The sequence below is a fragment of the Rhizomicrobium palustre genome (assembly GCF_011761565.1).
Taxonomy (GTDB): Bacteria; Pseudomonadota; Alphaproteobacteria; order Micropepsales; family Micropepsaceae; genus Rhizomicrobium; species Rhizomicrobium palustre.
On sequence record NZ_JAASRM010000001.1, the window covers coordinates 2368733 to 2382664 of the forward strand.

11 protein-coding genes are annotated in these 13932 nt (G+C 60.7%); 7 read left to right on the plus strand and 4 right to left on the minus strand.

Annotation, left to right across the window (positions count from 1 at the left end; translation table 11 throughout):
- Positions 1–17 precede the first annotated feature (17 nt).
- Entirely contained in the window at positions 18–1967 is a 1950-nt protein-coding gene (shc, locus tag FHS83_RS10655; protein WP_167085414.1) for a squalene--hopene cyclase, read from the plus strand.
- Positions 1964–2629, plus strand: a complete 666-nt coding sequence (locus tag FHS83_RS10660) for a phosphorylase family protein (protein ID WP_167082945.1) — start codon at positions 1964–1966, stop codon at positions 2627–2629. Before shc ends, FHS83_RS10660 begins: the two co-directional genes overlap by 4 nt.
- Here FHS83_RS10660 and hpnH read toward each other — a convergent pair.
- Positions 2573–3748 (minus strand): adenosyl-hopene transferase HpnH, encoded by a 1176-nt coding sequence (gene hpnH, locus FHS83_RS10665; protein ID WP_167082946.1) that lies wholly within the window; start codon positions 3746–3748, stop codon positions 2573–2575. The genes FHS83_RS10660 and hpnH overlap by 57 nt on opposite strands.
- Before the next feature lie 78 nt (positions 3749–3826).
- Entirely contained in the window at positions 3827–4753 is a 927-nt protein-coding gene (ispH, locus tag FHS83_RS10670) for a 4-hydroxy-3-methylbut-2-enyl diphosphate reductase (RefSeq protein ID WP_208414474.1), read from the minus strand.
- A 227-nt stretch (positions 4754–4980) separates the two neighbouring features.
- On the opposite strand from ispH, the gene FHS83_RS10675 reads away from it, so the two are divergent.
- Together FHS83_RS10675 and FHS83_RS10680 are read left to right on the plus strand one after the other, a co-directional pair.
- Positions 4981–5874, plus strand: a complete 894-nt coding sequence (locus FHS83_RS10675; RefSeq protein WP_167082948.1) for a polyprenyl synthetase family protein — start codon at positions 4981–4983, stop codon at positions 5872–5874.
- Positions 5875–5955: 81 nt separating this feature from the next.
- The gene (locus FHS83_RS10680; protein ID WP_167082949.1) at positions 5956–6564 is read left to right on the plus strand and encodes an ABC transporter substrate-binding protein; all 609 of its coding nucleotides are present in this window, start codon (positions 5956–5958) and stop codon (positions 6562–6564) included.
- A 118-nt stretch (positions 6565–6682) separates the two neighbouring features.
- Here the strand turns inward: FHS83_RS10680 and hpnN are convergent, their stop codons facing one another.
- Positions 6683–9328 (minus strand): hopanoid transporter HpnN, encoded by a 2646-nt coding sequence (hpnN, locus tag FHS83_RS10685; protein ID WP_167082950.1) that lies wholly within the window; start codon positions 9326–9328, stop codon positions 6683–6685.
- A gap of 116 nt (positions 9329–9444) precedes the next feature.
- A complete protein-coding gene (locus FHS83_RS10690) occupies positions 9445–10311 on the minus strand; it encodes an MlaA family lipoprotein (RefSeq protein WP_341801596.1) in 867 nt (288 codons plus the stop codon).
- A gap of 120 nt (positions 10312–10431) precedes the next feature.
- On the opposite strand from FHS83_RS10690, the gene FHS83_RS10695 reads away from it, so the two are divergent.
- From FHS83_RS10695 to ettA, 3 genes are all read left to right on the plus strand, one after another.
- On the plus strand, positions 10432–10782 hold the full coding sequence (locus tag FHS83_RS10695) for a hypothetical protein (protein ID WP_167082952.1): 351 nt from the start codon (positions 10432–10434) through the stop codon (positions 10780–10782).
- A gap of 294 nt (positions 10783–11076) precedes the next feature.
- Positions 11077–12159 carry a hypothetical protein gene (locus FHS83_RS10700; RefSeq protein WP_167082953.1) on the plus strand — a complete coding sequence of 361 codons (1083 nt, stop codon included), beginning with the start codon at positions 11077–11079 and terminating at the stop codon, positions 12157–12159.
- Positions 12160–12243: 84 nt separating this feature from the next.
- On the plus strand, positions 12244–13899 hold the full coding sequence (ettA, locus tag FHS83_RS10705) for an energy-dependent translational throttle protein EttA (protein ID WP_167082954.1): 1656 nt from the start codon (positions 12244–12246) through the stop codon (positions 13897–13899).
- Positions 13900–13932: the final 33 nt, after the last annotated feature.

The window sequence follows — 13932 nt, forward strand, 5'->3', positions numbered from 1 at the left end:
TAATCCGGCCCATGAATATGAACGTGAAGATGAACGCCCCTGCTGAAACCGTTCCTGTCGATGCGCTGATCAAAGCGGCGACCGATGCCATTCTGCGCGAGCAGAGGCCCGATGGGCATTGGGTCTATGAGCTTGAAGCCGATGCCACCATTCCGGCGGAATATGTGCTTCTCACGCATTTCCTGGGCGAGGAACCGAACCTCGAGCTCGAAAAGAAAATTGGCGTCTATCTGCGCCGTATCCAGGGCGAGCATGGTGGCTGGCCGCTCTATCACAAGGGCGCGCTGGATATCTCCGCGACGGTGAAAGCCTATTTCGCGCTCAAGATGATCGGCGATGACCCCGAGGCGCCGCATATGAAGCGCGCGCGCGAGGAAATCCTGAAACGCGGCGGCGCGGGCAAGGCGAACGTCTTCACCCGCATTCAGCTTGCGCTTTATGGCGATGTGCCGTGGTCGATTATTCCCACCATTCCGCCCGAGCTGATTTTGTTGCCGCGCTGGTTCCCCATTCATCTCTCCAAGATGAGCTATTGGGCGCGCACCGTGATCGTGCCGCTTCTGGTCTTGGCGGCGAAACAGCCCATCGCGCGCAATCCGCGCGGCGTGCATGTCAAAGAACTGTTCCTGCCGGGCAAAGTCGCCTCCAAGCGCGCCGCGCATCAAAAGTGGATCTGGTCGGCCTTCTTTGGCGCGCTCGATTGGGTGCTGAAGCGCGTGGAGCCCTTCTGGCCGCAAAAGCTGCGCGCCCATGCGATCAAAACCTGCATGGAATGGACGACCGAGCGCCTTAATGGCGAAGACGGTCTCGGCGCGATTTATCCCGCCATGGCGAACAGCGTGATGATGTATGACACGCTCGGTGTCGGCCCCGAAGATCCCCGCCGCGCCATCGCGCGGGTCTCGGTGGAAAAGCTGCTCGTCATCAAGGAAGACGAAGCCTATTGCCAGCCTTGTGTCTCGCCGGTGTGGGATACGGGGCTGGTCTGCCATGCGCTGATGGAAACGCGTGACCCGAAAGTGCATGAAGCCGTCACCAAGGGCCTTGAGTGGCTGAAGCCGTTGCAGGTCTTGGATGTGAAGGGCGATTGGGCGGAGGAAAAGCCGGGTGTGCGCCCGGGCGGTTGGGCCTTCCAGTATCGCAACGATTATTACCCCGATCTTGATGACACCGCCGTGGTGGTGATGGCGCTGGACCGCGCCAAGGAAATCGAGGGCCAAAAATCCGATTACAGCGAAGCCATTTCGCGCGGGCGCGAATGGGTGGAAGGGCTGCAGTCCAAGAATGGCGGCTGGGGCGCGTTCGACGCGGACAATTCCTATTACTACCTCAATAACATTCCCTTCGCCGATCACGGCGCGCTGTTGGACCCGCCCACCGAAGACGTTTCGGGTCGCTGTATCGGCATGCTTGCGCAGTTGGGTGAGGCAAACGACACGCCGCGCATGAAGGCGGCCATCGAGTATCTCGAAAAAGTGCAAATGCCGGATGGCTCCTGGTTCGGGCGCTGGGGCGTGAATTACATCTATGGCACCTGGTCGGCGCTGGCGGGCCTCAACGCGGCGGGCATTGATCACAGCCATCCCATGATCCGCAAAGCTGTCGATTGGCTGGTGACGATCCAGAACGAGGATGGCGGCTGGGGCGAGGATTGCGACAGCTATAAGCTCGAATACAAGGGCTATGAGAAGGCGCCCTCCATCGCCTCACAGACGGCCTGGGCGCTGCTGGGCTTGATGGCGGCGGGCGAGGTCGATCATCCCGCTGTGGCGCGCGGTGTGCGCTGGCTCGAGGCCAATCAGGGCGCAGACGGGCTCTGGCCGCAGGAATACTACACCGGTGGCGGGTTCCCCCGCGTGTTTTATCTTCGCTATCACGGCTATCCGAAATTCTTCCCGTTGTGGGCGCTGGCGCGATATCGCAATCTGAAGACCGGCAATTCGCGGAAAGTGGGGCACGGGCTGTGAAGGTTGTTGCCGTTGTAGGTCTGTCGCGGGAAGCGCGGCTGGCGAAGCGTTTTGGCATGACGCCGGTGATCAGCGGCGCCAATCCTGAGCTTCTGACACAGCGGCTGAAAGAGCTGGGGCCGGATGTGTGCGGCATGGTCAGCTTTGGGCTGGCGGGCGGCCTGGCGCCTTTGCCGGAAGTCGGCGACGCCCTTATCGGCACCCATGTCGTCACCGAGAACGAGCATTACGCCTGCGATCCCGGCTGGTCGAAAATCCTGCGCACCAAGCTGCCGGACGCTCATTCGGTGGTGATGGCGGGGGTGGAAGAGCCTGCCCAGCATATCGGCGCGAAGAAGGATCTCTTCCGCCTCACCGGCGCGCATGCGGTGGATATGGAATCGCATATCGCGGCGCGTTACGCGGCCGCGCATGGCATTCCCTTTGTGGTGCTGAGAGCGATTTCGGATGATTCCCGCCGGACGCTTCCGCCAGCCGCCTTGGAGCCCTTAAGCCCCAACGGAAAACCGCGGATGTTTGCGATTTTCCGTTCGATATTGCGCGAGCCCGACCAGTTCGGCGAGCTCTTGCGCACAGGCCGCGAGGCTGGCGCGGCCTTTAAGAGCTTACTGCGCTGCCTGCGTGTCCTCGGCCCCAGCCTCGGCTGTCCCTACATCCACTGACTTCTTGCCAGCCTTGATATCGGCCAGAGCCATCTGGACATGGCGCGAGAAGACGAATTCGGCCGGGCGCTGTTTGGAAAGATCGATCTCCGGCGCGAAATCGCCGGTGGTCTTGCTGCCGCGAAGGGCGAGCGGCAGAAGCTTCCAGGGCTTGGCCACGGAATCGCGCACTGCAGTGCCTTCGAAGCCGCAATGGACCATGCAGTTGGCGCACTTCTCGTAATTGCCGACACCGTATTTCTCCCATTCGGTGCCTTCCATCAGCTCGGCAAAGGTCTTCACATAGCCTTCGCCCAGGAGGTAGCAGGGCTTCTGCCAGCCGAACACGGTGCGCGCCGGCATGGACCAGGGCGAGCATTCATAGGTCTGGTTGCCCGCCAGGAAGTCGAGGAAGAGTTCGGACTGGGTGAACTTCCACTTCTTGCCGCCATTGCCGCGAGAGAAGATGCCGCGGAAGAGGTTCTTGGTCTTCTCGCGGTTGAGGAAGTGCTCCTGGTTCGGGGCGCGCTCATAAGCATAGCCCGGCGACACGGTGATGCCGTCGCAGCCCAGCGCCATCATCTCGTCGAAGAACTTCGCGGTGCGCTCCGGATCGGCGTCGTTGAAGAGCGTGCAGTTGATCTGGGTACGGAAGCCCTTGGACTTCGCCAGCTTCAGCGCCGCAATCGCCTTGTCGTAGGTGCCTTCCAGGCACACCGACTTGTCGTGCATGCCCTTGTCGCCATCCAGATGGATCGACCAGGTGAAGTTCTCGTGCGGCTCATACTGGTCGATCTTTTTCGACAGCAGCAGAGCATTGGTGCAGAGAATGATGAACTTGTTGCGCTCGATGAAGCCCTTGACGATCTGGGGCATCTCGCGATGCAGAAGCGGCTCGCCACCGGCGATCGAAACGGCGGGGGCGCCGCATTCATCGATCGCTGCCATGCAATCCTCGTAAGAGAGGCGCAGGTTCAGGATGTCATCGGGGTAGTCGATCTTACCGCAGCCCTGGCAGGCGAGGTTGCAGCGGAACAACGGCTCGAGCATCAGCACCAGCGGATAGTGCTTCTTGCCGCTCAAATGCTGCTTCATCACATACGCGCCGATGCGGGCGGCTTGTTTGAACGGAATGCTCAACGTTTTACTCCTTCAACCGCGGACGAGGTCCGCGAAACGTAACTTGGCAACCGCGGTCCCGAAGACCGCACGTTTCAATTAGGCCCGAAGTTCCGCCGGCAGGCGGAATTCGATGTGTTCTTTCTTGCCGTCCATCTGTTCGACGGTGAGATTGGCATTGATGGCGCGCAGTGCGTCGATAACATGCTCCACCAGGGCTTCCGGCGCCGAGGCGCCCGCCGTGATGCCGATGGTGGCATAGCCCTTGACCCATTCCGGATCGAGTTCGCTGCCGTCATTGATGAGATAGGAGGGCTTACCCTCTTCCTTGCCGATCTCGCGCAGGCGGTTCGAGTTGGAAGAGTTCTTTGCGCCTACCACCAGGATAACGTCGGCGACGCGGCAAAGTTCGCGCACGGCCTGCTGACGGTTCTGGGTGGCGTAGCAGATGTCAGTGGTTTCCGGCCCGACGATATCGCTGAAGCGCGCCTTCAACGCCGCGATGATGTTGCGGGTGTCGTCGATGGAAAGCGTGGTCTGAGTCACATAAGCGACCGGGGTATCGGTGGGAATGGAAAGGGCTTCGACATCGGCCTCGGTCTGGACCAGATGCACCGGCGCGCCGACCTGGCCCATGGTGCCTTCGACTTCCGGGTGACCGGCATGGCCGATCAGAATCAGCATGCGGCCATTGCCGACATAACGCTTACCTTGGCTGTGCACTTTGGACACCAGCGGGCAGGTGGCATCCAGCACCGGCAGGCCGCGATCCTGGGCGTTCTTCACCACCGTCTGCGGCACGCCATGGGCGCTGAACACGGTGACGGCGCCATCGGGCACCTCGTGCAACTCTTCAACGAAGCGGGCACCCTTGCTCTTCAGGGTTTCCACCACGAATTTGTTATGGACGATCTCGTGGCGCACATAGACGGGCTGGCCGTATTTTTCCAAGGCGCGTTCGACGATATCGATCGCCCGGACAACGCCTGCACAAAAGCCGCGCGGCTGGGCAAGAACGACACGCATGGGCTCGCAACTCCTCGTGATAAGGGACCGGTCTAGCATGCTAAATCCCTAAATGAAAAAGGGAAATTCGCACCGCACCGCCTTCCGGGCAGTTTCCAGATATGGGCGACACAGCGCAATACTTTCTTGGCGGAGGTCGCGTCAATCGGGGACCCCCGTTGCGTTAGGCTCATATTGCGCTAGAGAGGGGCCCGGTTGGGGGACAAGTTGGGGGAAAGGATATCGTTATGAGTAGTTTGGGCCTCGCACCCGCCTTGGATCACGCCGCCAGGACCGTCGAACAAACCCTGGAGGTCGTGCTCCCAAAGCCACACGGGCTGCATAGCCGGATTCACGATGCCATGCGCTATGCCACCTTTGCGGGCGGAAAGCGGCTACGCCCCTTCCTGGTGCTGGAAAGCGCCCGCCTGTTCGACGTGCCGGTGGCCTATGCGGCCCGCGCGGCGGCGGCGATCGAGGTGCTGCACACCTATTCCTTGGTGCATGACGATCTTCCCTGCATGGATGACGACGATTTAAGGCGCGGCCGCCCCACCACCCATAAGGCCTTTGACGAGGCCACGGCGGTTCTGGCCGGGGACGGGCTCTTAACCATCGCCTTCGAAATCCTCGCCGATGCGGCGAGCCATCCCAATGCCGAGGTGCGCTGCAAGCTGATCGCACGTCTTGCCGAGGCGGCGGGCGCCAATGGCATGATTGGCGGCCAGATGGTGGACATGGTGGCGGCGGAACGCGATTTCGGGGCCGAGGAGATCATGCTCCTGCAGCGGCTGAAGACCGGCCAGCTCTTCGAATTCTCTTGCGAAGCTGGACCAATTCTGGCGGAAGCGGGCTTGGCGGAACAGGAACGTATGCGCCAGTATGCTCGCGATATGGGCCTCGTCTTCCAGATCACCGACGACCTTCTCGACGTCACCTCTACCGCGGAAAAGGCGGGCAAGGCGGTCGGCAAGGATCAGGATCACGGCAAGGCGACGCTTGTCTCCATCTACGGTATCGACGGTGCACGTCAGAAGGCGAAAGAGATTTCCGACCGCGCTGTGGCAGCCCTGGAACCTTTCGGCGACAAAGCTGTGGCCCTAAGGGAACTGTTGCCATTCTTGCTGACGCGTGAAAGCTGAAGTCTCATAATTCCGCCACCAAGCCGCCGGAAGATGTAGTTTAGGTTTTGGGGCGAAGAGACGCGTGAGAGGACGTAACGCATGACCAAGAGTTTGTTTCAGGCCGCCTCTTTGGCCGCGCTGCTGATGGTTCCGGCGGCCTATGCCGAAGTGCCCGCCGATCCGGCGGTGGCTCCTGTGCAGAGCTTCTATGACACGCTGATCGCCACGATGAAGCAGGGCAAGCAGCTCGGTGTGAAGGGCCGCTATGAAAAGCTCAAGCCCGTGATCGAGCAGTCTTTCGATCTTCCCGGCATGACGCGGCTGTCGGTTGGCCCGGCGTGGAATACGATGTCGGAAGCCGATCAAAAGGCGCTGACGGCAGCGCTTTCGCGCTACACCATCGCGAGCTACGCCAGCAATTTCAAAAGCTTTGATGGCGAGAAGTTCACCGTTGATCCGGCCTCCACGGTGCGTGGCGCCGACAAGGTGGTGACCTCCAAGCTCACCGCGGGCAAGGATGTGATCCCGTTCAATTATCGCATGCGCCAAGCCGGCTCGAGCTGGAAGATCATCGACATCTTCCTGAACGGCTATGTCAGCCAGATCGCCAAACAGCGTTCCGATTTCGCCGCCACCATGCAGTCGGGTGGCGCTGCCGCCCTGGAGAAAAAGCTCGACACGCTTTCCGACGGGCTGATGAAGGACTGAGAGGTCTTTCTCTCCGATGACAAAAAAATAATGGCCCGCAGCGATGCGGGCCATTTTTTTATCTCATCCCCTAGGGGGCGCTCTCCGCGGTGCGGCGAACGCTCCCGCGGCGTGCGGATTATTTTTTGTTCACCAGCCCCTTTTTCAGCGGGTCCTTCTCCGGCGGATTGCCGAGCAGCGCCGGCAGGAAGAAGAGGGTGGTGAAGAGCGTCCAAGCGAGCGAGATGATGAGCAGCTCGCCCATGCTTGCCGTGCCCGGATGGCTTGAGATCCACAAGGAGCCGAAGCCCGAAGCCGTGGTCAGCGCGCTGAAGATGACTGCGCGCGTCAGGCTCGATTGCAGAAGGTTCTTCGCACCGGCGCGCCAGGCCACCACGAAATAGATGTTGAAGGCCACGCCGATGCCGAAGAGCAGCGGCAGCGCGATGATATTGGCGAAGTTAAGTTCCAGCCCGATGATGCGGCAGGTCGCCAAGGTCAGGATCGCCGTCAGCAGAAGCGGGATGATGGTCATCAGCACATCGCGCCGGTTCTTGAGCACGAAGGCGAGGATGATGGTGATCGCGATAAAGGACCAGATGCCCGCCTGAATGAAGGCATGCACGATGGTCTGGCCGGATTCCTCAATGGTGATCGGGGCGCCGGTGGCGTTGGGCGTCACCGCCATCACGTCCTTGGAGAAGCGCTTCAGCGATTTGTTGTCGTTGGCGAACTTCTTGGGGAAGACCTGGATGCGCGCCGTGCCATCTTTTGCGATCCATTCGGCCTTCATGGCCGGCGGAATGGAAGCGATGGTCACCGGCCCCGCCTGCAGGGCGCTGCGCAGCTCAGAGAGCAGGGCGTTGAGGCCGGGGATCAGCGCCCTGGTGGCGCCGTCGCGAGCGCTCTTGGGCAGGGTCGCCAGCGTGTCGAGCGCCTTGGCGAGGCGTTCGGCATCCGAGGCCGCTTTATGCTCAAGATCGTTTTTCTTGTCCGCCTTGGACGCCATTTCATGCAGCGCAGTGGACGCCGCTTTCAGGCTGGCGATGTTTTCCGCATCGTTGGGTTCTGGCTTGACCTCAATCGGGTTGAGGGTCGAATCCATCAGGAAGGAAGTGTCCTGAATGAGCGCCAGCTTCTTTTCCTGATCCTGCGGAATGAAGGTCGTCAGCGTCAGCACCGTGCCGACAAGCGGGCGTTTGGAAAGCTTATCGGCGATTCTGTCCGCCTCTTTCAGGTTGGGCGCCAAGACGTCGATGGTGTTGGGCGAGGTATCCGGATCCTTCATCAGATCGTGCAAGGTCGACATGGATTCGACCTTGGGGCTCCTGAGGTCCAAGGGGTTCGGATTGAACTGCAGGAAGGGCAGGATGGCGATGCCGATCAGCGCGGCGATACCGGCCCAGCGCAGCACCTTCTTGCGCTCGTGATGCAGGAAGCGGTCGACCGGCGCGAAGATCGCAAAGCCGACGCGCTCGGCTTCCCCTGAAGGCTTCATCAGCTTGATGAGCGCGGGCAGGAAGGTGATGGCGAGCACGAATGCCACAATCATGCCAAGTCCTGCGATCTTGCCGAGCTCGGCCACGCCCACATAATCGGTGGGAATGAAGGAGAAGAAGCCCGCCGCCGTTGCCGCCGCCGCCAGCGCCAAAGGCGTGCCGACTCCGCGTCCGGCGCAGCTCAAAGCCTTGGTGAGATCGCCCACCGCATGGCGCTCGGCGCGATAGCGCACCGAAAACTGAATGGCGAAGTCGACGCCCAGGCCGACAAACAGCGCGATGAAGGCGATGGAGATGATGTTGAAGACATGCACCACCGCAAGGCCCAGCGCCATGGTGGTAACAAGACCCGTCACCAGCGTCGCCAGGATGCAAAGGATGATGCGCACCGAATGCACCGCGAACCACAGGCATGCGGTCACCATCAGGAGCATCGCAAGGCCCATCAGGCCTGCATTCTCCTGCAAGCTGGCGAATTCCTCATCGGCCATCGGCACCGGGCCGGTGAGGCGCACAGTGATGCCATTATCCGGCGTCAGTTCGAGGCTCTTGGCAGCTTCGCGGATTGCCTTGCTCGCCACCTCGCCCGGCATGATGGAGGTATAATCGAGGACCGGCTGAACCTCGATGAAGGTGCGGGTGCGCGCGAAGGAACATTCCTTGTTGTTGGAATCGTCCGAGGAAAACAGCGAGCGCCAGGAGAGATAGGATTTCTGCCCGGCATTGGTTTTTTCCAGCGTGTCGGCAATCGCCGCCATCGGGCCATCGATCTGCGAGAGCTTGGCTTGTCCATGCGCCACGCCCATCAGCGCCGTCGACATCGAATCCATCACGCCGCGCAGCGAAGGATCAGAGGAGAGCGCCCCCAGAAAGGGCTGAGCTTGAACGAGCTTGCCCATCGCATCCTGCACGCATTTCTCCGGCAGAAAGAGAAGGCCGTTCTTTTCGAAATAGGGTCCGCCATCGGGGCGATGGACAGCCGGAAAAAGTTTGGGATTGCTGGATAGCTTCGCCGCAAGCTGGTTGGCCGCGGTATTGGCGCGATCGGGTGAGGCCGCATCGATCACGACCAGGACGAGGTTGTTTCGCTGCGGGAACAAGGCATCGAACCGCGCCATGGTTTTGCGCCAGGGCAGATCGGGTGAGATCAATGTTGATGAATCGGTGTTCATCGCGAAATTGGTGGCGGTGTAGCCAATGCTTGCCGCGGCGGCCAAAAGCCCTAGCACGACTACGGCAATGGCATGGCGGCAGCAAAATGCGACGATACGTTCGATGATCGACATGGACGCGGAAACTCTTTCGGCCAGATTCGAGAATACTAAAGTGATGGACCTTGAACACGACCCATTGCTGGGATTCGGTGGAGATCGCATTCAGAGGGCAAAGACTCGTCTGCCTTCTACTGCGTTGGCGCGTCCGGCGCGAGGGGGGCTGCCGGCGGTACCGGATCCGTTCCAGGCGAGGGGATATCGTTGCGAATGGCAGCGTTCCGTCTCTGAATATAGAGGCTTCGCATGGCGGCATAGTAATCCACGCTATTGCGCTCCACCTCGCGCAGCTTGCCCACGGCGCGCGAACGCTGATCTACCAGCTTCAGCACATTCTGCCCCAGGGAGACGTAGAATTTGCCGTTGTACTTCACATAACCGAGGGGATTGAAATAGCCGTCCACCACCAGCTTGCCTACGACATCGCGGGGCAGTGATGAGCCGAGCAGCGGCAACACCAGATAAGGCCCGCCCGGCACGCCGTAAACACCCAGTGTCTGGCCGAAATCCTCGTCATGATAGTGGCAGCCCATGTCACTAGCGCGATCCATGAACCCGGCAATGCCGATGGTGGTGTTCACGGCCAATCGGCAGATCGCATAGCCGGCATTGTCGAATTCGCCCTGCAGCACGTCATTGGCGAAGGTGACGGGCATGGAAAGGTTCGACATGAAATTATGGATACCCAGGCGTACCGTGTCTGGAACCGCGGACTTGTAATAGGTGGCTGCTGGCAGGGCCGCCCTTGTGTCCAAGCTTTTGTTGAATGCGAAGACGTCGCGATTCAGAGGCTCAAGAGGGTCATATTCACCGGGCGGGGCAGAGGAAGCGCAACCGCCGAGCGCTGCGCAAAACAGAACCGCGATCAAAGCCGAAATTTTGTTATGTGCTTGGATAATCACCCAGGCCCCCTGTGAAAACAGGTTAGCGACAAATCCCGCACAATGTCTAGATTTCGGGTCAGTAACTTGCCCAATTGGCCGCATCTTCCGTTTCATGGCCTGACATCCATAAGACGTCCCATTTCGCTGCAATAAAACGCTTCCCGCGGCAAGCTGGGCTGTCACCGGGGCGCCTTTCGGGCGTTGCTCCGGCGAAGATGTTGTGGAGTGCAGCTAATGCGCAAAACCATATTCGCGTTGCTGGCTTTTCTGGCGCTGACCGGGCCTGCTTTCGCACAAAGCGGCGGGCAAATGGGGTCTTCCGCGACTGGCTGGAGCGCGCTTCCCGCCAATGCGAGCTGCCAGCAGATGAAGGAACAGCTCGATGCGGTGATGGGATCTGGCGAGAGCCGTAGCGGCAGCGCGGATACCGGTGCCGTGAACCCTAATAATAGCGGCATCACCGCCCGGACCCGGGAGGCGCGGCACCACATCGCGCTAGGCGACAAGGCCTGTGAAGCCGGCGACAAGGCGGGCGCGCGGGACCATTACCGGCAGGCCTATGAGAGCTTCATGTCCAATCAGTAACCATCAGGACGTGAAAGATTAACACCGCGGGGCCATTTCCCAGCTTCAGGCTCCGCTCCGGCCTTCGCGGTATGGCCCGAGAGGGCGCGGATTCACAGCAATGGCATGCTCCACAACCCTATGGAGGGAGGGGAATTTGATTAACCATATATTGATTAACGCAGCTTGGGTGTGCGCCAAAAGAATCGCCGCTTGTTGCCCCGAAGTCACGGAAAAACCAAGGAAACCTTTGAGGGTGTGGGGACCGATCTGCTAACTTTAAAGGGTAGAGGAGAGCGTTACCGTACTGGTGTCATGAGGGGTAATTGGATCCACCGCGGGCTTTTGGCCATCGCGGGCGTCGCCGTCAGCCTGACGGCCTTCGCCGCGACTGCGACGGAGTCTGGCTTCTCGCTCCAAGGTTCCCGCCTCGCTGATCCCTTCGAACTGCCCGTTCTTCTGAACGACTCGCAGAGCTCCGGCCCGCAGGTGTTGCTGCGTAATCCTTTGGACGAGCTTTCCGGCAGCTTTCGGATTTCTGACGCTCTTTCCTTGCAGACCGGTTTCAATGTCGATGTGAACCGGACGCTGGACCGTTACGCGACCTCCCCCCTGGACGGACTTTTCTACAATACCACGGCGTTTGGCTCGCCTTATGCGGGCCTCTCCAATGGCGGGGATTATTTTGGCCTCGCCGGAAAGCTCACCGAAGGGCTTTCCTTCAGCATGGGGCACGCCTCCTCTTCGCCGGGGCTCAACCGCTATCTCATTGACGCCCGTCTGGCCTTTTCGGCGATGGGCGGCTGGACGCCCTATGATGCCCGTAACACCGATACGCTGGTGGCGGGGATGCATTGGGATTTCGCCCGTTGGGGCGGCATTGGCCTGACCGCCTCCCGCACCGCCGAGCGCGGGCTGGGTCTGCCGAATTTTGGCGGCCGTGCCACCACCAATGCCTTGGGCGTCACGGCCCGCGTCGGGTTTGGCGGCGGCTGGGTGACGACGGCGTCGTTCAGCGAGGGTATTTCCCAGCTTGAACTGCGCCCGGGTGCCTTCACGCCGGATGCCTCGCTCAGGACCGAAGCCTATGGCGTGGCAGTGGCCAAGCACGGGCTCTTCTCCAAACATGACGCGCTTGGCGTTTCGCTGGCGCGCCCGGCCCCGAATTTCGCGGCCCTGTCCAATGCGGCTCAGTCCAAAGCGGGCGATTTGCAGTTCTTCGGCCGCGACAAGGTCCTGAACATGGCGCCCGAGACCGATATCGAACTTGGCTACAAGACCGAGTTTTTCGGCGATTCCGTCGCCCTGCAGGCCAATGCGGCCTATCAGATGAATTATGGCGGCATGACCGGGGCCAACTCCGTGTCGCTGCTCTCCAAGGCCAAGATCAAGTTCTAGGCCCGTCTCGCGGCGCCATTGCGGCGGCGGGGGCGCTTCTATAAAACCCGCCCACTCCCAATTTTCGCGAAAGGATGGCGCCCGATGGCCGGCCCCCAATTCGTCTACTACATGAAGGGCATGTCCAAGACCTATCCCGGCGGGAAACAGGTCCTGAAAGACATCTGGCTCTCATTCTACCCCGGCGCCAAGATCGGCATCGTCGGTGTCAACGGTTCCGGTAAATCGACCCTGATGAAGATCATGGCCGGCATGGACAAAGAGTTCACCGGTGAGGCCTGGGCGGCGGACGGCGTGCGAGTCGGCTACCTGCCGCAGGAGCCGCAGCTCGATCCCGAACTCGACGTGCGCGGCAATGTCATGCTCGGCGTCGCCAAGAAGAAGGCGCTGGTCGATCGCTTCAATGAGATCGCGGCGAATTATTCCGACGAAACCGCCGACGAAATGGCCAAGCTGCAGGACGAGATCGAAGCCCAAGGGCTTTGGGACCTCGACAGCCAGGTCGAGCAGTCGATGGATGCGCTGGGCTGCCCTGATGGCGATGCCAGCGTCGAGAAGCTCTCGGGTGGTGAACGCCGCCGTGTCGCGCTCTGCCGCCTCTTGCTCGATGCGCCAGACATTCTCCTCCTCGACGAACCGACCAACCATTTGGACGCCGAGACCACGGGCTGGCTGGAACGCACGTTGCGCGAATATGCGGGCTGCGTGATCCTGGTCACCCATGATCGCTACTTCCTCGACAACGTCACGGGGTGGATCCTCGAGCTTGATCGCGGCAAGGGCATCCCGCATGAGGGCAACTACACCAAGTACCTGATCGAGCAGGAAGAGCGCTTCACCAAGGAAAGCCAGGAAGAGCAGGCGCTGCAGAAGACCATCGCGCGCGAACGCGAATGGATTCAGCAGGGCGCCAAGGCGCGTCAGGCCAAGTCCAAGGCGCGTATCAACTCGTATGAAGAACTGGTGGCGCGCTCCAACGAGCAGCGTTCCGGACCTGCTCAGATCATCATTCCGGTGGCCGAGCGTCTTGGTAGCCTCGTGATCGAAGCCGATGGCCTTGCCAAGGCTTACGACGACCGTCTGCTGTTCGAGAACTTAAGCTTCTCGCTGCCGCCGGGCGGTATCGTCGGCGTCATCGGCCCGAACGGTGCCGGTAAGACGACACTCTTCCGTATGCTGACGGGTCAGGAAACCCCGGATGCGGGCACGCTGAAGGTCGGCTCCACGGTGCAGCTTGGTTATGTCGACCAGAGCCGCGACAGCCTCGATCCCAACAAGACCGTGTGGCAGGAAATCTCCGACGGGCTTGATGTCTTGGAACTCGGCAAGCGCACGATGAACAGCCGCGCCTATTGCGGTGCCTTCAATTTCAAGGGCGGCGATCAACAGAAGAAGGTCGGCCAGCTTTCGGGTGGTGAGCGCAATCGCGTCCATCTCGCCAAGATGCTGAAGTCCGGCGCCAACCTGCTCCTCCTTGACGAACCGACCAACGATTTGGACGTCGAGACCTTGCGTGCGCTCGAAATGGCGCTCGAAGAGTTCGCGGGCTGCGCCATGATCATCTCGCATGACCGCTGGTTTCTCGACCGCATCGCCACCCACATGCTCGCCTTTGAAGGCGACAGCCATGTGGAGTGGTTCGAAGGCAACTTCCAGGACTACGAGGCCGACAAGAAGCGCCGCCTCGGCATGGACGCCGACCAGCCGCACAAGATCAAATACAAGCGGTTTGGGCGCTGATTTTCGCCATATGCGTAAAATCCAAACGCCCCG